This window comes from Morganella sp. B601 (assembly GCF_051172335.1).
GTDB classification, from domain to species: domain Bacteria; phylum Pseudomonadota; class Gammaproteobacteria; order Enterobacterales; family Enterobacteriaceae; genus Morganella; species Morganella morganii.
The window spans coordinates 34,024-57,934 of record NZ_JBPIZE010000010.1; the positions used below are offsets into that span (position 1 = coordinate 34,024).

The 23,911-nt window shown below is 51.5% G+C and carries 20 protein-coding genes; 8 read left to right on the top strand and 12 right to left on the bottom strand.

What is annotated here, in order from left to right:
• Positions 1 to 453: 453 nt before the first annotated feature.
• The gene (locus tag ACSBQN_RS18520) at positions 454 to 975 is read right to left on the bottom strand and encodes a single-stranded DNA-binding protein (RefSeq protein ID WP_004238253.1); all 522 of its coding nucleotides are present in this window, start codon (positions 973 to 975) and stop codon (positions 454 to 456) included.
• A gap of 278 nt (positions 976 to 1,253) precedes the next feature.
• Between ACSBQN_RS18520 and uvrA the strand changes: the two genes are divergently transcribed.
• Entirely contained in the window at positions 1,254 to 4,088 is a 2,835-nt protein-coding gene (gene uvrA, locus ACSBQN_RS18525) for an excinuclease ABC subunit UvrA (protein WP_024475190.1), read from the top strand.
• 354 nt (positions 4,089 to 4,442) lie between these two features.
• Positions 4,443 to 4,709 carry a DksA/TraR family C4-type zinc finger protein gene (locus ACSBQN_RS18530; protein WP_004241544.1) on the top strand — a complete coding sequence of 89 codons (267 nt, stop codon included), beginning with the start codon at positions 4,443 to 4,445 and terminating at the stop codon, positions 4,707 to 4,709.
• A 51-nt stretch (positions 4,710 to 4,760) separates the two neighbouring features.
• Here the strand turns inward: ACSBQN_RS18530 and ACSBQN_RS18535 are convergent, their stop codons facing one another.
• The 3 genes from ACSBQN_RS18535 to dnaB all read right to left on the bottom strand — a co-directional run bounded on the left by ACSBQN_RS18535 (position 4,761) and on the right by dnaB (position 8,578).
• On the bottom strand, positions 4,761 to 5,957 hold the full coding sequence (locus ACSBQN_RS18535) for an aromatic amino acid transaminase (protein ID WP_024475191.1): 1,197 nt from the start codon (positions 5,955 to 5,957) through the stop codon (positions 4,761 to 4,763).
• A 55-nt stretch (positions 5,958 to 6,012) separates the two neighbouring features.
• Positions 6,013 to 7,092, bottom strand: a complete 1,080-nt coding sequence (gene alr / locus ACSBQN_RS18540; RefSeq protein WP_024475192.1) for an alanine racemase — start codon at positions 7,090 to 7,092, stop codon at positions 6,013 to 6,015.
• Positions 7,093 to 7,171: 79 nt separating this feature from the next.
• Positions 7,172 to 8,578, bottom strand: coding sequence for a replicative DNA helicase (gene dnaB, locus ACSBQN_RS18545; RefSeq protein WP_015422419.1), 1,407 nt, complete (start codon positions 8,576 to 8,578; stop codon positions 7,172 to 7,174).
• A gap of 232 nt (positions 8,579 to 8,810) precedes the next feature.
• On the opposite strand from dnaB, the gene ACSBQN_RS18550 reads away from it, so the two are divergent.
• Positions 8,811 to 9,794 (top strand): NADPH:quinone reductase, encoded by a 984-nt coding sequence (locus ACSBQN_RS18550; protein WP_354632975.1) that lies wholly within the window; start codon positions 8,811 to 8,813, stop codon positions 9,792 to 9,794.
• A 64-nt stretch (positions 9,795 to 9,858) separates the two neighbouring features.
• Here ACSBQN_RS18550 and dusA read toward each other — a convergent pair whose 3' ends face one another.
• Together dusA and ACSBQN_RS18560 are read right to left on the bottom strand one after the other, a co-directional pair.
• On the bottom strand, positions 9,859 to 10,905 hold the full coding sequence (gene dusA, locus ACSBQN_RS18555; protein ID WP_036409841.1) for a tRNA dihydrouridine(20/20a) synthase DusA: 1,047 nt from the start codon (positions 10,903 to 10,905) through the stop codon (positions 9,859 to 9,861).
• A gap of 86 nt (positions 10,906 to 10,991) precedes the next feature.
• Entirely contained in the window at positions 10,992 to 12,173 is a 1,182-nt protein-coding gene (locus tag ACSBQN_RS18560; RefSeq protein WP_201894217.1) for a multidrug effflux MFS transporter, read from the bottom strand.
• Between the two features lie 730 nt (positions 12,174 to 12,903).
• Here ACSBQN_RS18560 and ACSBQN_RS18565 point away from each other — a divergent pair.
• A complete protein-coding gene (locus ACSBQN_RS18565; RefSeq protein ID WP_004238265.1) occupies positions 12,904 to 13,146 on the top strand; it encodes a helix-turn-helix domain-containing protein in 243 nt (80 codons plus the stop codon).
• A gap of 54 nt (positions 13,147 to 13,200) precedes the next feature.
• Complete coding sequence (locus ACSBQN_RS18570; RefSeq protein WP_004241537.1) at positions 13,201 to 13,554, top strand: helix-turn-helix domain-containing protein; 354 nt, start codon at positions 13,201 to 13,203, stop codon at positions 13,552 to 13,554.
• A 35-nt stretch (positions 13,555 to 13,589) separates the two neighbouring features.
• Here the strand turns inward: ACSBQN_RS18570 and ACSBQN_RS18575 are convergent, their stop codons facing one another.
• Entirely contained in the window at positions 13,590 to 14,060 is a 471-nt protein-coding gene (locus tag ACSBQN_RS18575; RefSeq protein WP_024475157.1) for a YbaK/EbsC family protein, read from the bottom strand.
• Positions 14,061 to 14,236: 176 nt separating this feature from the next.
• Between ACSBQN_RS18575 and zur the strand changes: the two genes are divergently transcribed.
• Entirely contained in the window at positions 14,237 to 14,755 is a 519-nt protein-coding gene (gene zur, locus ACSBQN_RS18580; RefSeq protein WP_024475156.1) for a zinc uptake transcriptional repressor Zur, read from the top strand.
• 78 nt (positions 14,756 to 14,833) lie between these two features.
• On the opposite strand, the gene lexA is transcribed toward zur, so the two are convergent.
• Positions 14,834 to 15,448 (bottom strand): transcriptional repressor LexA, encoded by a 615-nt coding sequence (gene lexA, locus ACSBQN_RS18585; RefSeq protein ID WP_004238270.1) that lies wholly within the window; start codon positions 15,446 to 15,448, stop codon positions 14,834 to 14,836.
• A gap of 117 nt (positions 15,449 to 15,565) precedes the next feature.
• Entirely contained in the window at positions 15,566 to 15,937 is a 372-nt protein-coding gene (locus tag ACSBQN_RS18590) for a diacylglycerol kinase (protein ID WP_024475155.1), read from the bottom strand.
• Positions 15,938 to 16,075: 138 nt separating this feature from the next.
• On the opposite strand from ACSBQN_RS18590, the gene plsB reads away from it, so the two are divergent.
• Positions 16,076 to 18,550 carry a glycerol-3-phosphate 1-O-acyltransferase PlsB gene (gene plsB / locus ACSBQN_RS18595; RefSeq protein ID WP_024475154.1) on the top strand — a complete coding sequence of 825 codons (2,475 nt, stop codon included), beginning with the start codon at positions 16,076 to 16,078 and terminating at the stop codon, positions 18,548 to 18,550.
• A gap of 336 nt (positions 18,551 to 18,886) precedes the next feature.
• On the opposite strand, the gene ubiA is transcribed toward plsB, so the two are convergent.
• The 3 genes from ubiA to pgi form a co-directional block, all read right to left on the bottom strand.
• Entirely contained in the window at positions 18,887 to 19,741 is an 855-nt protein-coding gene (gene ubiA / locus ACSBQN_RS18600) for a 4-hydroxybenzoate octaprenyltransferase (RefSeq protein ID WP_024475152.1), read from the bottom strand.
• A gap of 36 nt (positions 19,742 to 19,777) precedes the next feature.
• Positions 19,778 to 20,278: a chorismate lyase gene (gene ubiC, locus ACSBQN_RS18605; protein WP_024475151.1), complete on the bottom strand. Its 501-nt coding sequence runs from the start codon at positions 20,276 to 20,278 to the stop codon at positions 19,778 to 19,780.
• Between the two features lie 157 nt (positions 20,279 to 20,435).
• Entirely contained in the window at positions 20,436 to 22,088 is a 1,653-nt protein-coding gene (pgi, locus tag ACSBQN_RS18610) for a glucose-6-phosphate isomerase (RefSeq protein WP_024475150.1), read from the bottom strand.
• 281 nt (positions 22,089 to 22,369) lie between these two features.
• Here pgi and lysC point away from each other — a divergent pair, with 281 nt between their 5' ends.
• A complete protein-coding gene (gene lysC, locus ACSBQN_RS18615) occupies positions 22,370 to 23,737 on the top strand; it encodes a lysine-sensitive aspartokinase 3 (protein ID WP_024475149.1) in 1,368 nt (455 codons plus the stop codon).
• The last annotated feature ends 174 nt before the right edge of the window (positions 23,738 to 23,911 follow it).

Consider the following 23,911-nt stretch of genomic DNA (forward strand, 5'->3'; position numbering starts at 1 on the left):
CAACCATTTTTACGTGATTTAAATCACATATAATTACTATCGTGATTGTCACGTTTCAGGTTTACCGATAAAACGTAATCCGACACATGCTCTTTAAGCCTCTTATCGCATTTTAATAAAAATTGAGTATATAACTTATTGATACCCAATGATTCTATTGGGTTTTTCTTTAATTAAGCGCAAACATACATCCGATTACAACAGACATTTATAATAAAAATACCCGTTATGATGAAAAATCAGACGAACAGGACAAAAACAGGACTTATAAAAACATAAGCTACACTGCCTGTTAACCCCGGGCAATCTCATGTGTTCATCCAACGGCATGAGACATCACCCCTTACTGTCACCCGATTGTAAGGGGTATTTTTTTGTCTGTTCCGGGCTGCTGTCAGAAAATCCGGGCAAAAAAATACCCCGCAGATGCAGGGCACTTTCAGCGGATCCGGATCAGAACGGAATATCGTCATCAAAATCCATTGGCGGTTCATTGCTTTGCGGCGCTGCTGCTGCCGGCTGCTGTGCCGGGCGCGGGTTGCCGCCGCCGCTGAACTGCTGGGATTGTTGTGGCTGCTGTGGCTGACCCCAGCCGCCGCCCTGAGACATATTGTCGCCACCGCCGCTGCGGCCGCCCAGCATCTGCATGCTGCCGCCGATATTCACCACGACTTCCGTGGTGTAACGCTCCTGTCCGCTCTGATCCTGCCATTTGCGGGTCTGGAGTGAACCTTCGATATAAACCTGTGAACCTTTTTTCAGATATTCACCGGCAATTTCTGCCAGTTTGCCGAAGATCACCACACGGTGCCATTCGGTCTTCTCTTTCATTTCGCCGGTTTGTTTATCACGCCATGATTCTGATGTCGCCAGTGTGATGTTGGTAACCGCACCGCCGTTAGGCATGTAACGCACTTCCGGATCCTGACCCAGGTTCCCGATAAGAATGACTTTGTTGACGCCTCTGCTGGCCATGAAATGCTCCCGATGAAATTTGTCTGTAACAATATAAGGATCTAGTCTAACACGTCCGGATAATTTTTATGAAGTCGATCTGTCCGCAACATATTTCCTTTTCAGATTTGCGTGTCTTCTCTAAAATCTGCTGCGCAAAATGCAATCAGCTGTCAGGCAAATGCTGCTGAGATTATACACAGATTTCTTCTGGTACTGGATATCCATTCAGTGAATTATGTGCAATAATATCAGGCTGAATAAATTGTTCGCTATCTGAAACTCCCGGGAAGTGGTACATGGATAATATCGATATACGGGGCGCCCGCACCCACAATCTGAAGAATATCAACCTCATTATTCCGCGTGATAAACTGATTGTTATCACGGGGTTATCCGGCTCCGGGAAGTCGTCCCTTGCCTTTGATACACTCTATGCCGAGGGGCAGCGCCGCTATGTGGAATCCCTGTCCGCCTATGCGCGTCAGTTCCTGTCGCTGATGGAAAAACCGGATGTGGATCATATTGAAGGGCTTTCTCCGGCAATTTCCATCGAGCAGAAATCCACTTCCCATAACCCGCGTTCCACCGTGGGAACAATTACTGAAATTCATGATTATCTGCGTCTGCTGTTTGCCCGTGTGGGCGAGCCGCGCTGTCCGGATCACGATATTCCGCTGACGGCACAAACAATCAGTCAGATGGTGGACAATGTGCTGACTCTGCCGGAAGGCAAACGCCTGATGCTGCTGGCGCCGGTCGTCAAAGAACGCAAAGGCGAGCACACCAAACTGCTTGATAACCTGGCGGCACAGGGCTATATCCGTGCACGGATCGACGGGGAAATCTGTGATCTCTCTGATCCGCCGAAGCTGGAACTGCAGATCAAACATACCATCGAAGTGGTGGTTGACCGTTTCAAAGTCCGGGATGATCTGACACAACGCCTGGCAGAATCCTTTGAAACTGCACTGACACTGTCCGGCGGGACTGCCATTATCGCCGATATGGAAGATAACAGCGCCGAAGAACTGGTATTCTCAGCGAACTTTGCCTGCCCGGTCTGCGGATACAGCATGAGTGAGCTGGAGCCGCGCCTGTTCTCCTTCAACAACCCGGCAGGTGCCTGCCCGACCTGTGACGGTCTGGGCGTACAGCAGTTTTTCGATCCGGATCGCGTGGTACAGAACCCGAATCTGTCACTCGGCGGCGGGGCTATCCGCGGCTGGGATCGCCGTAATTTCTATTATTATCAGATGCTGATGTCCCTGGCGGATCATTATAAGTTTGATATTGAATCCCCGTATTCAGAGTTACCGGCCAAAATTCAGAAAGTGATCCTCAATGGTTCAGGCCGTGAATCCATTGAGTTTAAATATTCCAATGACCGGGGTGATGTGACAGTCCGTCATCATCCGTTCGAAGGTGTGCTGCACAATATGGAGCGCCGTTATAAAGAAACGGAATCCATGGCGGTGCGCGAGGAACTGGCCAAATATATCAGCAACCGTCCGTGTATTTCCTGTGGCGGCACCCGTCTGAAAAAAGAAGCCCGCTTTGTGTTTGTTGATAACACCACGCTGCCGCAGATTTCTGATTTCAGCATCGGGCATGCGATGGATTTCTTTAATAACCTGAAATTCAGCGGCCAGCGCGCGAAAATCGCCGAAAAAGTCCTGAAAGAGATTCAGGATCGCCTGAAATTCCTGGTTAACGTCGGCCTGAATTACCTGACACTCTCCCGCTCGGCAGAAACTCTGTCCGGCGGCGAGGCACAGCGTATCCGTCTTGCCAGCCAGATCGGTGCCGGCCTGGTCGGTGTGATGTATGTGCTGGATGAGCCGTCTATCGGGCTGCATCAGCGTGATAATGACCGCCTGCTGGAAACCCTGATTCATCTGCGCAATCTCGGCAATACCGTGATTGTGGTGGAGCATGATGAGGATGCTATCCGCGCCGCTGATCATATTATCGATATCGGCCCGGGCGCAGGTGTTCACGGCGGGGAAATTGTTGCCCAGGGGTCACTGGAGGATATTATCAGCACGCCGGATTCCCTGACCGGGAAGTTCCTCAGCGGTGAACGCCGGATCAGTATCCCGGAAAAACGCAATGCGGCAGATCCGGCCAAAATGCTGACCATCACCGGTGCCAGCGGCAACAACCTGAAAGATGTGACACTGAATCTGCCGGTCGGACTGTTTACCTGTATCACCGGGGTTTCCGGTTCAGGGAAATCCACCCTGATCAATGACACCCTGTTCCCGATCGCCCAGACACAGCTCAACGGCGCGACCACCATTACGCCTGCACCGTATAAGTCTGTCGAAGGTCTGGAGCATTTCGATAAAGTGATCGATATCGACCAGAGCCCGATCGGCCGGACACCGCGTTCAAACCCGGCGACCTATACCGGTGTGTTCACCCCTGTCCGCGAACTGTTCGCCGGCGTACCGGAATCCCGTTCGCGCGGCTACACGCCGGGCCGGTTCAGCTTTAACGTCAAGGGCGGCCGCTGCGAAGCCTGTCAGGGTGACGGCGTACTGAAAGTGGAAATGCACTTCCTGCCGGATGTGTATGTGCCGTGCGACCAGTGCAAAGGCAAACGCTATAACCGCGAAACCCTGGAAGTAAAATACAAAGGGAAAAATATCCACGAAGTGCTGGATATGACTATCGAGGAAGCCCGTGAATTCTTTGATGCCGTCCCGGCGCTGGCGCGTAAATTACAGACTCTGATGGATGTCGGACTGTCTTACATCCGCCTCGGGCAATCGGCAACAACCCTCTCCGGCGGTGAGGCACAGCGGGTGAAACTGGCGAAGGAACTCTCCAAACGCGGCACCGGGCAGACACTCTATATCCTCGATGAGCCGACCACCGGCCTGCACTTCGCGGATATCGAACAACTGCTGGCGGTACTGCATCAGCTGCGCGACCAGGGTAACAGTATTGTGGTTATCGAACACAACCTGGATGTGATTAAAACCGCAGACTGGATTGTCGATCTGGGCCCGGAAGGCGGCAGCGGCGGCGGGGAAATCCTGATCGCCGGTACCCCGGAAGAGGTGGCTGCATGTGAACGCTCACACACCGCCCGCTTCCTGAAGCCGATCCTGAAAAGAGGGTATTAATCTTTTCTGCTTCTGAAAATACTGCAGCTTCGGCTGCGGTATTTTTTTATTAATTTATTGATAATTTTATTAAAAACACTTCTTTATGTATCATTCGTCCGGCTGTTTATTCTCTGATAATAATGTCACAGAGTGTGCTTTAGTCTCCCCGCTCTTAAAATCCAGATGAGACCCGCGTAGCACCCTGATCGGAGGTCAGTTTGTAAAAAACAACTATCCGGTTGGTCAGGCAGCGGCTGATCCTTCAGTATCAATATACTGTCGATTTTTTTATCCGCTTTCCGTACTGGTGAAATAATAAGCAGGCCGTGATAAAATAAAGTATCAGGCAACCACCGGAAACAGGAGGCGGATATGGCAAGCGGATGGGCAAGTGATTCTGCTGTTCAGGAGCAGATTGATGCCACACTGGATGATGCGGTCGCGCGGGTGCGCAGCCAGCTGGCGACAGGGGAAAGCGCGCTGTTTTGTGAAGAGTGCGGTGACCCGATCCCGCAGGCACGGCGTGAAGCAATACCCGGTGTGCAGTTGTGTGTGAATTGCCAGGCAGAAGCAGATAAAAAGCAGGCCGCATTCAGCGGCTATAACCGGCGCGGCAGTAAAGACAGTCAGTTGCGCTGAGACAGGCGCGGAACAGAATTATTCCGCGCATCATCATTTTATTGCAGAGGATTAACGGCTGACCGCCGCAAAAGCCCGCGCAATCACATCCACATTATGACGGTTCACCCCCGCCATACAGACACGCCCGGAACCGACCAGGTACACCGCATGCTGCTCACGCAGTGCAGTAACCTGCACCGGACTGAACCCGGTGTAACTGAACATTCCGCGCTGATGCAGCAGATGGTCAAAGTTTTTCTCCGGCAGTGTGTTTTTCAGGGTATCCACCAGCACTGTCCGCATCTCTGCGATCCGGCTGCGCATTGTCTCCACTTCCGCCAGCCACTGTGCTTTCAGCGCAGTATCATTCAGCACTTCAGAAACCAGTTTTGCCCCGTAAGACGGTGCGCTGGAATAGACACGGCGCACACCTGCTTTCAGCTGACCCAGCACCCGCTCTGCTTCCTGCTGTGTCGGGCAGAGAACAGACAGCCCGCCCACACGCTCACCGTACAGCGAGAAGATTTTTGAGAATGAGTTACTGACGAAACACGGTACCTCTGCCGCCGCCATGGCACGGATAGCATAAGCATCCTCTTCCATACCGCCGCCGAAGCCCTGATACGCAATATCCAGGAACGGGATCAGCTCCCGCTTTTTCACCACCGCGACAACTTTGTCCCATTGTTCCGGTGTCAGATCAGAACCGGTCGGATTATGGCAGCACGGATGCAGTAAAATGACGCTTTTTGCCGGTAACATCTCAAATGTTGCCAGCATCTCGTCAAACTTCACGCCTTTGGTCTGCGGATCAAAATACGGATAATAATGAGTTTTAAATCCGGCACCGGCAAAGATCGCCTGATGATTTTCCCATGTCGGATCACTGAGCCAGACATCCGATTCCGGGAAATAACGGTGCAGGAAATCCGCGCCGATCTTCAGTGCACCGGATCCGCCCAGAGTCTGGATCGTCGCCACGCGGCCTTCGCGGATAAGCCCGCTGTCATCGCCCAGCAACAGCGTCTGTACCGCGCTGCGGTAAGGGGAAAAACCTTCCATCGGCAGATACAGGGAGGCACCGGTATCCTGCGCGTTATAGCGCTGTTTCGCCTGTGCGATACTGTTCAGTTGCGGAGTCACCCCGGAATCGTCGTAATAGAGGCCAATACTGAGATTGACCTTCTCCTTCCGGGGATCCTGTTTGAAATGCTCAACGAGCGTTAAGATCGGGTCGCCGCCGTAGGCGTCTACATGTTCGAACACAAGCGATACTCCTGATTGTAATTTTTCTCACTATCAGAACATATCGCGTCAGATTTTATTCGTCCAGATATTCCATTGCCACACGGGAGGTCAGCTTGGTGATCAGTTCATAGGCACTGATACCACTGGCTTCTGCAATTTGCTCCACCGGCAGTGAATCCCCCCATAAAATGACTTCATCACCCGCTTTATCACTGCAATCCGGCCCCAGGTCGATAGTTATCATGTCCATGGAAACACGCCCGGCAATGGGAACACGACGCCCGTTAATCACCACCGGTGTGCCGGACGGCGCACTGCGCGGATAGCCGTCACCGTAACCGACGGCAATCACACCCAGGCAGGTGTCACGATCACTGACCCAGGTACCGCCGTAACCGACCGCTTCCCCGGCTTTATGTTTACGCACGGCAATCAGGCGGGATTTGAGGGTCATCACCGGTTTCAGGCCGTAATCACCGGCTTCGGTACCACTTTTCGGTGACACGCCGTACAGAATGATCCCGGGGCGCACCCAGTCGAGGTGTGCCTGTGGCCAGTAAAGAATGCCGCCGGACGCGGAAATCGATTTTTCCCCCGGTTTGCCGGCAGCAAATGCCATAAAGCGGGTGATTTGTGCTTCTGTCGGCTGTGCGTCATCTTCATCAGCGCGGCTGAAATGGCTGATGATATTCACCGGCTGCTGTACGTTTCTGCATTGGCACAGCCGCTGATAAAACGCTTCCGCTTCTTCCGGACGCACGCCGAGACGGTGCATACCGGTATCAATTTTCATCCAGACTTTCACCGGATCCGATAACTGCGCCTGCTCCAGCGCCACTAACTGCTCTTCAAAATGAACCGCCACTTCCAGACGGCTGGCAACAATCACCGGCAAATCCGCCGCATCGAAAAAACCTTCCAGTAAGATGATAGGTTTAACAATACCACCGGCGCGCAACGCGTGCGCTTCACTCAGACGCGCCACCGCAAACGCGTCCGCCTCATTGAGTTCACGGGCAATTTCGACTAATCCGTGGCCGTAGGCGTTTGCTTTGACCACCGCAACATGACGGCTGTCCGGTGCAAGTTCCCGGATCCGCTGCCAGTTGTGGCGCAGCGCACCACGGTCAATGACGGCTGTTGCCGCTTTCATAGGGGTTCCTTGGTTAGGGGTTGTTGATGTCTTGTTTGTTATCAGGGTTATTATTCCGTCCGTATTATATTCAGACGGTTTATTCATCGTCATAACTCGGCCCTGCATAGTTATCAAAACGCGACCACTGGCCGTTGAAGGTCAGACGGACGGTTCCGATAGGGCCGTTACGCTGCTTACCGATAATAATTTCAGCCACGCCTTTCAGATCACTGCTTTCGTGATACACCTCATCTCGGTAGATAAACATGATAAGGTCGGCATCCTGCTCGATAGAGCCGGATTCACGCAGATCGGAGTTTACCGGACGTTTATCGGCACGTTGTTCCAGACTACGGTTCAGCTGGGACAGCGCAACCACCGGCACCTGCAATTCTTTGGCCAGTGCTTTCAGGGAACGGGAAATCTCAGCGATTTCCAGGGTACGGTTATCAGAGAGAGACGGTACGCGCATTAATTGCAGGTAGTCGATCATAATCAGGCTTAAGCCGCCGTGCTCACGGAAAATCCGCCGTGCGCGGGAGCGGACTTCGGTCGGGGTCAGGCCGGAAGAGTCATCAATATACATATTGCGCTTTTCCAGCAGAATACCCATGGTGCTGGAGATCCGCGCCCAATCCTCATCATCGAGCTGCCCGGTACGGATACGGGTCTGGTCAACACGGGAAAGGGAAGCCAGCATACGCATCATGATCTGGTTGCCGGGCATCTCGAGGCTGAAAATCAGAACCGGTTTTTCTTCGGTCATGGCGGCGTTTTCACACAGGTTCATGGCGAAGGTGGTTTTCCCCATGGACGGACGCGCCGCAACAATAATTAAATCAGACGGTTGCAGACCGGCGGTCTTTTTATCCAGATCCTGATACCCGGACGACACCCCGGTCACGCCGTCATGCGGCTGGGCATAAAGTTTTTCGATCTTCTCAACGGTTTCTTCCAGAATCGCCTCGATCCCCTTCGGACCTTCATCTTTATTGGCACGGTTTTCGGCGATCTGGAACACGCGGGATTCCGCCAGATCGAGCAGATCCTCACTGGAACGCCCCTGCGGATCGTAACCGGCATCGGCGATCTCATTGGCGACAGAAATCATATCGCGGATCACCGCACGTTCACGGACGATATCAGCATAAGCATTAATGTTCGCCGCACTTGGCGTATTTTTCGAAAGTTCTGCCAGATAGGCAAAACCACCGACATTTTCCAGCTCGCCGCCGGTTTCCAGCGCTTCAGACAGGGTGATCAGGTCAATCGGTCGTCCCTGCTCGAGCAGGCGCTGCATCTGACTGAAAATCGTCCGGTGCGGGCGGCTGAAAAAGTCCTCGCCGGTCACACGTTCAGAGACATTATCCCAACGCTCGTTGTCCAGCATCAGTCCGCCGAGAACGGATTGTTCGGCTTCCAGGGAATGTGGCGGTAATTTCAGCCCTTCCATCTGATGGTCACGGGGTTTGTCGGTCTTGGTGTCCTTGGGATATCTGGCCATGAAACTCTCTTACTTATCAGTGCGTCTGCCGGGGAGAATACCTGCGTCCCTGAACGGGACAGAGCGGGTAGTATAGCCCTCCTTTGCCGCTGATTGCACGAAGCTTGAGTAATTTTCAGTGACATGCAATTATGCCAAATACAATAAATCATATGATTAACTGTCCCGCTTACTGTTTCTGCGCTGTTTGCAGGTAAGTGGTCACTCTTTTTTTCCGAATGAGGTTCCCTCCATGGCTAAACGTATTGAATTTGATGCCCCCGGCGGCACCGATGTGCTGGTTTATCGTGACTTTACGCCGGCAGATCCGGCACCGGGTGAAGTTCAGGTGGAAAACAAAGCAATCGGTGTGAACTATATTGATACCTATTTCCGCAGCGGCCTGTACCCTGCGCCGGTATCCCCTTCCGGTGTCGGCTCTGAAGCCGCCGGTGTGGTGGTAAAAACCGGTGCAAACGTAAAACATATTAAAGTCGGTGACCGCGTGGTTTATGGACAGTCTCCGCTGGGCGCATACAGCGAAATCCATAACGTGCCGGAAGAAAAGCTCGCCATTCTGCCGGACGGTATCAGCTTTGAAACGGCTGCCGCCTGCTTTATGAAAGGTCTGACCGCGTTTTATCTGCTGCGCAAAACCTATGAGGTAAAAGCTGGGGAAGTTTTCCTGTTCCACGCTGCTGCCGGTGGTGTCGGACAAATCGCCTGCCAGTGGGCCAAAGCGCTGGGCGCGAAGATGATCGGTACCGTGGGTTCTGATGAAAAGGCGCAGAAAGCCAAAGCCGCCGGAGCCTGGGAAACCATCAACTACAATAAAGAAGACATTGTTGAGCGGGTGCTGGCACTCACTGACGGTGAAAAAGTCGGTGTGGTATATGACTCTGTCGGTAAAGACACCTGGCTGCCGTCACTGGACTGCATCAAGCGCCGCGGTCTGATGGTCAGCTACGGCAACGCCTCCGGCCCGGTCACCGGTGTTGACCTGGGGATCTTAAATAAGAAAGGCTCACTGTATGTGACCCGCCCTTCTGTCTTTGGTTACATCACCAACCGTGAAGAACTTAACGAAGCCAGCAAGGCAATTTTTGATCTGATCCTGAGCGGTAAACTGACTATTTCCATCCCTGCGGATCAGGTTTATCCGCTGAAAGATGCCGCCCTGGCACACAAACGCCTGGAAGGCCGTGCAACGACCGGATCCAGCATTCTGATCCCGTAATCGTCACAGAATGAAAAAAGCCCGCCGGTTCTGAGAAACGGCGGGCTTTTTTATGACTGACTGATTATTCCGCGATATTTTTCCGCGTGACAAATTCCAGTGCCGCTTCAATCACACTGAGATCTGCTCCGGCTTTATGGGCATTCTCACTCAGATGACGCCGCCACTGACGCGCCCCCGGGATCCCCTGGAAAATTCCCAGCATATGACGGGTGATATGGCCGAGATAAGTCCCTGTCGCCAGTTCAGCCTCAATATACGGATACATAGCTTCCACCGCCGCGACCGTATCGGTCACCGGCAGGGCAGCATCAAACAGGGCATTATCGACCTGCGCCAGGATTGACGGGTTCTGATATGCCTCACGTCCGACCATCACACCGTCCATATACTGCAGATGGATCTTCGCCTCTTCCAAAGTTTTTATCCCACCGTTAAGCGCCATGGTCAGATGCGGAAAATCTTTTTTCAGCTGATACACACGCGGATAATCCAGCGGCGGAATTTCCCGGTTCTCTTTCGGGCTCAGGCCGGAGAGCCAGGCTTTACGGCCATGAATAATAAACATCTCACAACCGCCGCGATCCGCCACCGTACCGACAAAATCACACAGAAATTCATAACTGTCCTGATCATCAATCCCGATCCGGGTTTTAACGGTGACAGGAATATCTGTCACATCCCGCATCGCTGCCACACAATCCGCCACCAGTGAGGCATTCCCCATCAGACAGGCACCGAACATTCCGTTCTGCACACGGTCAGACGGACAGCCGACATTCAGGTTGATTTCATCATAACCGCGTTCCTGTGCGATTTTCGCACACTGAGCCAGTGCCGCCGGGTCACTGCCGCCGAGCTGCAATGCCACCGGGTGCTCCGCCTCGTTATACGCCAGATAGTCCCCTTTCCCGAACAGAATTGCCCCGGTGGTCACCATTTCGGTATACAGCAGCGCGTGGCGGCTGAGTTTACGGTGGAAATAACGGCAATGGCGATCAGTCCAGTCCAGCATCGGTGCCACGGAGAAACGGTTAAGGTTCTTATAGCCGCCGGTGGTGCGTAACTGCTGGTTTTCAGTGGTTTTTTCTGTTGGTGTGTTTTGGTGCATGGTGTATCCGGGATCTCAGTACATCAGTCAGAAAGAAAAACAAAGGCGGAGTATATCACAGAGGTATGATATCTCCGCTTTCTGCATCACGCCTGCCGCTGTTCGTTTTTACTCACCCGGTACGCATTCCATGCCAGCAGGGCGCCGCACAGCATAGTGACAGCCAGTGCAGTTTTCGGCGGTAAGGGTGATGCGATAGCAACCAGGGTCAGCACTGCACCGCCCGCCATCTGCATAAACCCCACCAGTGCAGAGGCAACACCGGCGTTATCAGAATAAGGCTCCAGGGCATAGCTGGTTGCCGGTCCCATAATAAAGGCCAGCCCGGCACAGGCAGCGGCCACCGGCAGCATATAGATCAGCCAGTGATTCTGTATTTGTGCGGAGAACAGCACCGGGCTCAGTGCCAGCGCAATGCACCCCAGCGCCATCAGTACACCACCGGAAACCAGACAAACAGGTCGCCCGGCTCTGCGGATCACCCGGTTGGCGATCATACTGATCCCCATGATCCAGAACCCGTTAGCGCCGAACACAACTGAAAACTGTAACGGGCTGAGCGCCGCATCGCCCATCAGTACCGCCGGAGCCAGGGAAACATACGTTAATACCATTCCCATCGTCCCCGCGTTCACCAGGGAAAAGATCAAAAACCGCTTATTGAACAACACAGAAACCAAGCTCTTCAGCGGGTTCTCTTTATGCTGAACACTGCTTTCCGGGCGGGTTTCCGGCAGATATTTTGCCGTCAGAATCAGCAGAATAAAGGCATACAGCGCCAGGAAACCAAAAGGCAGCCGCCAGCCGTAATATTCCGCCATAATACCGCCCAGCAGCGGCGCCAGCGCCGGAACAATATTTAATGTCCCGTTTAAAAAACCGAAAGCACGCGCTGCTTCGTTACCATTAAAGCAATCGCGGACACAGGTAAAAGCAACCACAGAGGTACAGCAGACACCCGCTCCCTGAATTAACCGGGAAGCGATAAACATCCCCGGAGTCACCGCAAAGGCCGCTGTCAGGGAACCGGCGATATACAAAACCATACCCGCCATCGCCATCGGTCTGCGGCCGAATTTATCCACCAGGTATCCGGAAATCAGCTGACCTGCACCTAATACAAGAATAAACAACGAGATAGTTGACTGAATCAATGACTCACTGCTGCCCAGGCCTTTTGCAATTGCCGGAATAGCCGGTAAATAAAGATCAATACCCAATGGTCCCAATAACACGATAACTAACAATAAAAGCAATAAATTCTGCATACCGTTAAATTTCACTCATCACCTGACGACAGCAAAAAATACACGTAATTGTTGTTTTTTACAACCATCACCTATAACTAAGCCCGTGAATTAAAAGAAAAAATAATACTATATATTTCATTATATAGTGAAATTATAATCAACCGGGATTTTTTTATTTAATGAAGGAATAGATTTCCGCCAACATTACTTATTTTATAAGTAAACAAAATAACACATCTCAATACAATTACCGGCAAATATTATCGCCTGATTTTATCTATTTTATGGAAACATTCAGATATTTTGGTCTTTGTATTTTCTTATAATGTCATCAGAAAATTTAACAAACTATCTTCAGCCATATTGTAAGACAACAATCACACTTCCGGGTTGCCTGTCATTACGCCAAAGCATGAAAAGGTAGTTAAATCCCCCATTTTGAACTCAAAATTAGCATCAATATCTTTATATTAGGTATAATCCCGACTAAATATCAGAATATTCCGCTTACTCATCATTCATGTAAGATGTTAAAAACCGGGTATTCTTTGTAACAACATGAAATCGCTGAGGTTATAGTGTTAATACGTAGTATTCTCGTCTTTATTGTTTCTTATTTGTTGTTTTTTTGTATCTATTACATATTAAAAGGGTATCGATTATACTTTTTAAAGAAACTATTTGAGGAAATAAATACGTCAAGTTAAATTTTAACATTATTAATGACAACCGTTTATCTTCATAATTTATGACAATATATGATAAATATGAGTTGGCAATGTTTATTGGCGGCAAAATAAAATGTCAGCGACTGAAAAACTGTCTGACAGGTAAAGAGCTATCAATAAAAATTAATATCTCACAACAGCAATTATCCCGTTATGAAACGGGAGCAAGCTTAATTCCTCTGGATAAACTGTTAATGCTTGCAGACGTCCTGAATATTAGTGTTAGTTATTTTTTTGATGAAATGGGTTGTGATGAAGAATAAGTTTAATTTGACAAACATTAATATATTATTGTTTAACCAGACTGACAGATGATAATGAGTAATAAAACAGATAATAACCTGAACACCAGCATTAACGAGATGTACAAGCTCATTGGCGGACAAATTCGCAAAATGCGCAGGATCACCGGTGTCACATCAACAGAACTGGGCAATCTGATTGGTGTATCACAACAGCAAATCTCCCGCTACGAAATCGGCAGCACAAAAATTTCACTGGAAATCATTCTGAGGATCTCCCAGGTCTTCGGCGTCTCCCCTTACTACTTTATAGAAGACAGTCTGCTGTTCTTTACCCGCCAGCACCTGCCGGATGATGATAACGTTATCCCCCGCAGTACCGACGCCGGTGTGAATACGGAGCCGGAGACCCGGCCACCGGAACACTGAGTGTGTGACAGCACCGCTGATGCGGTGCCATCTGTTTATACCGGCTGCGTGGTGATATCCAGCCACTGTGCGTTTGTCAGTTCCGCCAGCCGCTCAGGTGTCAGCCGGACAGCGGAATTAGCCGACCCCGCCGCAGGTAATACCGTGTCATACTCACGGAGTGAATGATCCGCATAAACGGTCAGCGGTACCGGCAGCCCGAACGGACAGACTCCCCCGACCGGATGGCCGGTGAAATGCACCACTTCCTCTGCATTCAGCATTTTGGCTTTGCAGCCGAACTGTGTTTTGAATTTTTTGTTATCCAGCCGGGCGTCCCCTGCCATCACAATCAGAATCGCGCTGTCATCCGTCAGCTTAAAAGAGAGTGTTTTGCAGATCTGACCGGGGCGGACACCATGAACTTCTGCTGCCTGAGTGACAGTGGCAGTCGGCTGTGTGGTCTCAATAATCGTGACATCCGGGGCATGCGTGCCGAACCAGGCACGAACCGTTTCGATACTCATTCAGGACTCCGTTTTATTATCGTGTGCTTTTTATGTGTTTGCACCAACAGCTCACCATAATTTGCCCTGAATTGGCAGCCCTTTTTTGACAAAATAGCGCGGATACCGGTTATTCTGCCGGAATTCATGTTAGAGTGGGCTGTCCATATATTTATTGATTAACGGAAGGTGATGTCATGCAACCTGTTGATATTCAGACTTTATTAAAAAAAGCAGAAGCACTGTGTCTGTCACGCAGTGTGCGCATGACGTCTCAGCGAAAGTCGATTCTGCAGCTGATTGCCGGCCAGCCCGGAGCCATCAGTGCTTATGAGCTGCTGGATCTGCTGCGCGAAACCGAGCCGCAGGCAAAGCCGCCGACAATCTACCGCGGCCTGGAGTTTCTGCTCGAGCAGGGATTTATCCACAAAATTGAATCCACCAACAGCTTTGTGATGTGTCCGCACTTTGATAAACCCAGCCATACTTCCGTGCTGTTTATCTGTGATCGCTGTAACAGTGTGACAGAGCGGGACGGAGAGACGATTGATTCACAAATCAGTCAGCTGGCGGACGCTGCACAATTTCATATCCGCCACAGTGTGATTGAGGCGCACGGATACTGCCGCCCTTGTTATGATATTGAATCCTGCACCCGCAGAGATAAATGTTTGCATGACCATGAACATGACGAACCGCGTAAACGCGGACGCTGAAAAACAAAAACCACAGTGTCCGTCTCCGGCGTACTGTGGTTTTTAAGCGGATACCGTTTCAGGCGGCTGTCCCGGAAATCAGTGCCAGTCGTTATTACGGATCACACCCACTGCCAGACCTTCAACAGTAAAGTTCTGTTCCCGTAAATCCACCACGATCGGGCTGAATTCTTCGTTTTCAGCGTGCAGCTCAATCTTGCTGCCCACTTTCTTAAACCGTTTGACCGTCACTTCATCTTCGATACGGGCAACCACCACCTGGCCGTTATGCACGTCCTGGGTTTTATGCACCGCAAGTAAGTCACCGTCCATAATACCAATATCTTTCATTGACATACCATTTACCCGCAGCAGGAAATCTGCACTTGGTTTAAACAGCATCGGGTCAATCTGATAACGGCTTTCGATATGTTCCTGTGCTAATAAAGGCTCACCAGCGGCCACACGGCCTATTAGTGGTAAACCTTCATCCTCTTCTTCTTCCAGAAGCAGACGGATCCCCCGGGATGCCCCGGAGACAATCTCAATGACGCCTTTACGCGCCAGGGCTTTCAGGTGCTCTTCCGCCGCATTCGGAGAGCGAAAACCCAGGCGTGCCGCAATTTCTGCACGCGTCGGTGGCATGCCCGTCTGCGAAATATGGTCACGAACAAGGTCATAAACCTGTTGCTGCCGTGCCGTCAGTGCTTTCATTTCGCCCCCTGTTTGTTTATACAGTCAAACTGTGAGTATATACAGGTATTCCGGGATTGGGAACCATAACATGAGGAAAATACGTGTTACGCCGCAGGTTTCACAAAAAATCGTCTGTTAAAGACGCTGGAACCAGCTGATAAACAGCATAATCCAGACAAACAACCCCAGTAATGTGGCGATAAATACTGCAGCAGACCCCATATCTTTGGCCCGGCCGGACAGTTCATGGTATTCCGTACCGATACGGTCAACCACTGCCTCAATCGCGCTGTTGATAAGCTCAATCACCACTACCAGCACCACAGAACCAATCAGCAGCACCCGTTCAACCGCCGTAAAAGAGAAAGCAAAGGCAATAATGACGGCCGGGATCAGCGCCAGCAATTCCTGACGGATAGCGGCTTCATTTTTCCATGCCGCGATAAGTCCTTTCTTTGAATAACCTGCCGCTTTAATTAATCGTATAAATCCGGTATTTTTTTTCATTTCTGTCACTATAAATAATGTGATTATCTGACTGACCACCGCCGTTTTTCCGCGATTTTATTGCTGCCGCAACACAGATCTGGCTTCGCCTTTCTGGTATGCTGAACGCGAATTGTCAACAAGAGGCTTCATACATTTATGTCACTTTGGCGTAAAATATACTATAACGTATTGAATTTACCATTAAAACTATTGGTAAAAAGCAAGCCGATCCCGACGGATCCGGTCAATGAGCTGGGGCTGGATACACAACGTCCGACACTCTATGTTCTTCCTTATCACTCTAAGGCGGACCTGCTGACACTGCGCCGTCAGTGTCTCGCACAGGGCATGCCGGATCCGCTGGAAGATAATGTCATCGGTAATACCACATTACCGGGCTATGTCTTTATCGATGACGGCCCGCGTGTGTTCCGTTATTACGCCCTGAATCCGCGTAAGGATTCCGTCCATATTTTCCACGCCTATCTGGATCTGCACCGCAATAATCCGGCGCTGGATATTCAGATGCTGCCGGTCTCTGTGATGTTCGGTCGTTCACCGGGCCGCGAGGGACACCACGGTGTGCCGCATCTGCGTCTGTTAAACGGGATCCAGAAATTTTTCGCCGTGCTCTGGCTGGGACGCGACAGTTTTGTCCGTTTCTCACAGCCGGTGTCCATGGGCGCAATGGCCTCTGAACACGGCACTGACACTATTATTGCTAATAAACTGGCCCGTGTCGCCCGTATTCACTTCTCGCGCCAGCGTATGGCCGCTATCGGCCCGAAACTGCCGGTGCGTCAGGAGCTGTTCAATAAGCTGCTGAAATCCAAAGCGATTGAAAAAGCCGTTGAAGATGAAGCGAAAGCCAAAAAAATCACCATTGAAAAAGCGCGTCAGAATGCCGTTTCCATGATGAACGAAGTGGCCGCTAACTTCACCTATGACGCCCTGCGCGTGGCTGATCGCGTTCTCGGCTGGACCTGGAACCGCCTCTATCAGGGACTGAATGTCCATAATGCAGAGCGGGTGCGCCAGCTGGCACAGGATGGCCATGAGATAGTGTATGTGCCCTGCCACCGCAGCCACATGGACTACCTGCTGCTCTCCTATGTGCTCTATCATCAGGGGCTGGTGCCGCCGCATATCGCCGCCGGGATTAACCTCAATTTCTGGCCGGCAGGACCGATTTTCCGCCGCCTCGGTGCTTTCTTTATCCGCCGCAGCTTCAAGGGCAACAAACTGTACTCCACCGTTTTCCGTGAATACCTGAGTGAGCTCTTCTCACGCGGTTATTCCATCGAGTACTTTGTCGAAGGCGGCCGTTCCCGTACCGGGCGTCTGCTGGAGCCGAAAACCGGCACATTATCGATGACGCTTCAGGCTATGCTGCGCGGTGACTCGCGACCTATCACCCTGGTGCCGGTCTATATCGGCTATGAGCATGTGATGGAAGTGGGTACTTACGCCAAAGAGCTGCGCGGTGCCACCAAGCAAAAAGAAGGTTTTATGCAGATGGTGCGCGGCCTGCGCAAACTGCGTAACCTCGGCCAGGGTTATGTGAATTTCGGGCAGCCGATTCCGCTGTCACAATACCTGACAAAACAGGTACCGGAATGGCGTGAGGCGATCGACCCGGTCGAGCCGCAGCGTCCGTCCTGGCTGACACCAACCGCAACATCTCTGGCTGATAACATTATGGTGAGCATCAATAATGCCGCCGCCGCGAATGCTATCAACCTGTGTACCACGGCTCTGCTGGCTTCCCGTCAGCGCGCACTGACCCGCGAACAGCTGATCGAACAGCTCGACTGCTATCTCCAGCTGCTGCGCAATGTGCCGTATTCCCCGGACAGCACCACCCCGGCGAAGAGTGCGGAAGAACTGCTGGAACACGCATTGCAGATGAACAAGTTCGAGGTTGAGAAAGACAGCCTCGGGGATATCATCATTCTGCCGCGTGAAAATGCGGTACTGATGACCTACTACCGGAATAACATTCTGCATATGCTGGTACTGCCGTCTCTGGTGACCAGTATCCTGATCCATCACCGCCGCGTCAGCACCGATACGCTGCGTGAACATGTCGGGATGATCTATCCGCTGCTGAAAGCCGAACTGTTTATGCGTTACAGTCAGGAAGAGCTGCCGGCGATCCTCGATACCATCATTGATGAACTGTGTCGTCAGCAATTAATCTGCCGCCGTGATGATAATATGCTGGTCATTAACCCGGCCCGTATCCGTCCGTTACAGCTGCTGGCAGCCGGGATCCGCGAGACATTACAGCGTTATGCGATCACCCTGTCGCTGCTGAATGCCACCCCGGAAATCAGCCGTTCGGCACTGGAAAAAGAGAGCCGGATGCTGGCACAGCGTCTGTCAGTTCTGCACGGTATCAACGCACCGGAATTCTTCGACAAAGCCGTGTTTGCTACCCTGGTCGGCACACTGCGTGAAGAAGGCTATATCAATGACAATGATGATGTGATTGAAGCCAACGCCGGAGAGTTCTACAACGTGCTGGCAGAGCTGATGTCACCGGAAGTCCGTCTGACTATCGAAAGTGTCAGCCTCGAGCCGGAAGAAGCTGTACCGGCGGAAAGTGATGACAGTAATCCGTCTGACTGATACCGGTAAACGCTGATCACAAAAAAAGGAGACCGGATAACCAGTCTCCTTTTTTATTGCCGGTCAGCAAAGTGAAGTACGGTGTTAAACATACAGATAAGAGGAAAAGATAATGGGTATTGCCGTTCTGTTTACCGTAATAATGCTTGCATTACTGTTGATTCTGCTTTGTGTAGCTGCTATCCAATACAGGACGAATAAAAGTGATCTTTGTTTTCTGCTCCTGTTGCTCTCCGGCACAGGATCAGTTGTTGTATTGGGTTATTTATTATATCTGCTTAATCTGGCACGTATTTTTTAGGTATTTTGTTCCGGATTTATTACGTGTATCCGCACTTACAGATAACTGACCAGCATGCCGAGAAACAGAATAAACCCGACATAGTTATTATTCATAAAGGCCTGAAAACACGGGTCGCGTTCACGATCGGCCATCAGCCGCTGCTGATAGACAAATAACGCCCCGGCCAGCAGCAGGGACCAGTAGAAAATCCCGGACAGATTAACCATCAGCCCTATCCATAACAGCATCAGAATCATCATCAGCTGCAATATGCCGATAATCATCTTATCAAAGCGCCCGAACAGGATAGCCGTGGATTTCACGCCGATTTTCAGGTCATCATTGCGATCCACCATCGCGTACTGGGTATCATAAATCACAGACCAGACAATATTGACCGCAAACAGCAGCCAGCACTCTGCCGGCAGCGATTCACTGACCGCCGCAAACGCCATCGGAATCGACCAGCCGAAGGCCGCCCCGAGCACCACCTGCGGCAGATGGCTGACCCGCTTCACAAACGGATACACCCAGGCCAGCGCCAGCCCGGCGACTGACAGCCAGATGGTCATCGTATTGAGCGTCAGTACCAGTCCGAATGACACCAGCACCAGTACCGCAAACAGAATTTTGGCTTCTTTTTCCGTGACATCACCGCGCGGCAGCGGACGGTTTTTGGTGCGTTCCACCGAGCCGTCAAATTTCCGGTCGGCGAAATCATTAATCACACAGCCGGCAGCTCGCATACTGAACACACCAATGGTAAAGATGATCAGAATATGCCAGTCCGGGACACCCCGGGCCGCTATCCATAACGCCCAGTAGGTCGGCCAGAGCAGTAACAGTGAGCCAATCGGGCGGTCTGTCCGCATCAGACGGCTGTATGCCTGCCACTTGCTGCGTACCATGCTTCGTTCCACGTTATTCTTCTCCGAGATATTCACTTATGCGGGGTATGCCGGAGAGGCCGGCAGAAAAACTTCAGTCAGCAGAAGCGGTTTACCGGCCAGGCACAGCCGCGAACAGCGGGCCCAGTGCGTTTCTGAGAGTCCGAAACGGATATAATCCCGCGTCAGACAACCGCTGGTAAAGAGATAGCGCCCGAGCGGCACATTTCCCATTTTCAGTAACTGCTGTTCTTCCCCTGTCAGCGTCTCCTCCGGCACCACTGTCCGGCCGGTCAGCCAGGGAACCCCGTCACCATATAACACCACCTCCCGTAACCAGTAGCGTGCACTGCCGGGCAGATGCATCTGCTCTTCTTCAGTCAGCGCTTCACGGGAGATATATTTTTCACAATACGGTTTTACCGTCACTTCATTGCAGTGCTGTTCAAAGCGCCGCGTCATTGACCCTAATTCTGATAACCAGTCCAGCACCCCGGCGGGGATCGTTTCCGCATTATCAAACCAGCGGATGGGGGGTGTTATCACTGTTTGTGTCATGAATGTATCCGGTTATCAGGGGCATAATATGCGTTCTGATACACTTTAACAAAACCCGGCAGGAAATGAGCGCGTTACTGAAAATTTTTTGCTAAAAATAAAGCCGCCCTGCGCAATGCAGAGCGGCTTTGCTCATAAAACAGGCTTTAAAGAAAAATCAGCACTGACGCCAGTTTTTAAACCGGTTAATCAGGCCGTTGGTTGAGCTGTCATGGCTCTCAACCGGCTTGTCGCCCGCCAGTTCCGGCAGAATACGGTTTGCCAGCTGTTTGCCCAGTTCGACACCCCACTGATCAAACGTATAAATATTCATAATCACGCCCTGAACAAAAATCTTATGTTCGTACATAGCGATCAGAGCCCCGAGGCTGAACGGAGTGATGGATTTCAGCAGGATGGAGTTGGTCGGGCGGTTACCCTCAAAGACTTTAAACGGCGCGACATAATCCATTTCAGCCGGATTTTTGCCCTGTGCGGCAAACTCCGCATCCACCTGTTCACGGGTTTTGCCGAAGGCCAGTGCTTCGGTCTGTGCGAAAAAATTCGACAGCAGCTTGCTGTGATGATCCCCCAGCGGATTATGGCTCTGTGCCGGTGCGATAAAATCACACGGGATCAGTTTGGTGCCCTGATGGATCAGCTGATAAAACGCGTGCTGCCCGTTGGTGCCCGGCTCACCCCAGATAACCGGACCGGTCTGATGAGAAACCACCTTACCGTTACGATCCACATACTTCCCGTTGGACTCCATATTGCCCTGCTGGAAATAGGCCGCAAAACGGTGCATATACTGATCATAAGGCAGAATCGCCTCGGTTTCCGCACCGAAGAAATTGTTGTACCACAGGCCGATCAGCGCCAGCAGCACCGGGATATTCTGTGAAAATTCAGTTTCGGTGAAATGCTTGTCCATGGCATACGCGCCATCGAGCAGCTGCGTGAAATTGTCATAACCGACAGAGAGCACGATAGACAGACCAATCGCCGACCACAGGGAATAGCGCCCGCCGACCCAGTCCCAGAACTCAAACATATTGGCGGTATCAATACCAAACTCAGCTACTGCATCCGCATTAGTGGACAGCGCAGCAAAGTGCTTCGCCACATGCGCCGGGTCTTTGGCCGCCGCCAGGAACCAGTCACGCGCGGAATGGGCGTTGGTCATGGTTTCCTGGGTGGTAAAAGTTTTGGAGGCGATCAGAAACAGTGTGGTTTCCGGATCCAGCGCTTTCAGGGTTTCGGCGATATGAGTACCGTCAACATTAGAGACAAAATGCATGCCCAGATGATTTTTATACGGACGCAGCGCCTCTGTCACCATATAAGGGCCGAGATCAGAGCCGCCGATACCGATATTCACCACATCGGTAATCGGCCTGCCGGTACAACCTTTCCACTCCCCGCTGATGATCCGCTCACTGAACACGCGCATTTTTTCCAGCACGGCGCGAACCTCCGGCATCACATCCTGCCCGTCAGTCATCACCGGAGTATTGTCACGGTGGCGCAGCGCGGTGTGCAGAACCGCACGGTTTTCTGTCCGGTTGATCTTCTCACCGGAAAACATACTGCAGACAGCCCCACGCACATCACACTCTTCAGCCAGTGCCAGCAGCTTATCAAGGGTTTCCTGTGTGATACGGTTTTTGGAATAATCCACCAGCATTTCTTCGCCGAACGTGGCAGAAAAACGGCTGAACCGGTCGTTATCCTGCGCAAATAAGTCGCGGAGATGCACAGTTTTCATTGTGTCGTAATGCTGTTCCAGCGCCTTCCAGGCCGCAGTATCAGTGGGGTTAATATTTTTCATTGCAGCTCTCTTTTCATTGAAAACCAAAACTGAATCGTGTCAACAAAGTGTACTCTGTCCTGACGATAAAGGTGTTATGCATCTGTCATTCCGTGATATTGCTCAAAAAACCGAAACAAAACCAGCGCCGGAACCGAATATCGCAAAAAACGATAATTTGCCTGTCATTATGAAAGATATTGATTATCCGTTAATCAATATTGACTCATTCCGGCAATCCCGATAATTCTATCAGTGTAACACAGCTCACATTTTTCACTTTACGGATAAGGGAATTCATTATGGCGTCAGTATCTTCCGCACCTGCTCAGCAGGTCATTGCAAAATTCGGTGGTACCAGTGTGGCAAATTATGACGCCATGCAGAAAAGTGCCGGGGTCGTTCTGCAGACCCCCGGTGTGACACTGGTGGTGTTATCCGCCTCCGCCGGGATCACCAATGCATTAATCGAATTAGCTCAGGGATGCCCGCGCGCGCAACGTGAAAAATGTCTGAAACAGGTTCGTGACACACAATATGAAATCCTGTCCCGTCTGCCGGAGAACGCAGCTGTGCACAATGAGATTGACCGCCTGCTGGGCAATATCACCACCTTATCGGATGCTGCGGCACTGGCAACCTCCAGCGCTCTGGTGGATGAAATTGTCAGTCATGGTGAGATTATGTCGACGCTGCTGTTTACCGAAGTGCTCCGGGAGCAGGGCGCACAGGCGCAATGGTTTGATGTCCGTGAGGTCATGCAGACAGATGACTGCTTCGGCCGGGCTGAGCCGGATACCGCTGTGCTGCGCACGCGCTGTGATCAGCTCCTTGCCCCGCGTCTGTCACAGGGCCCGGTGATCACCCAGGGATTTATCGGCCGCGAAGCCGCAGGGCGCACCACCACACTCGGACGCGGCGGCAGTGATTACACTGCGGCACTGCTGGCGGAGGCACTCGGCTGCCAGCGTGTGGATATCTGGACGGATGTGCCTGGGATCTACACCACGGATCCGCGCATTGTCCCGGATGCCTATCCGATTGATCATATAACCTTTGATGAAGCGGCGGAAATGGCGAACTTCGGGGCGAAAATCCTGCATCCGGCTACTTTGCTGCCTGCCGTGCGCAGCGGGATCCCGGTGTTTGTCGGCTCCAGCAAAGAGAGCGGCGCGGGCGGCACACTGGTGTGTGATAATGACCCGAATCCGCCGCTGTTCCGCGCCCTGACATTACGCCGCCAGCAAACCCTGCTGACACTGCACAGCCTGAAAATGCTGCATGCACGCGGCTTTCTGGCGGAAATCTTCACTATTCTCTCCCGCCATAATATTTCCGTGGATGTGATCACCACGTCAGAAGTCAGTATCGCCCTGACACTGGATACCGTCGGTTCCACACACACTAACGGAACATTGCTCAGTGATGAACTGACCGCCGAGTTGTCCGCACTGTGCCGTATTGAAGTGGAACAGAATCTGGCGCTGGTCGCGGTTATCGGTAATGAACTGACCCGTGCACACGGGCTGGGTAAAACGATTTTCAGCGCCCTTGAGCCGTTTAACATCCGCATGATCAGTTATGGTGCAAGCGGACACAACATGTGCCTGCTGGTCCCCGGCAATGATGCCGAAGATATCATCCGCGCCCTTCACCGCGATCTGTTCTGATCCTATCCTTTTTCAGATAGAAAAACGCCTGACGTGGTCAGCGTCAGGCGATCAATCACACGAAACAGAGATCAACATGAAACACAAGTGACGAGTATTGCCGATACATACATACCGTATACTGTCCGCTGTATAACGATATTGAAGCTCCCAATATGAAGAAGAGTAAGACGA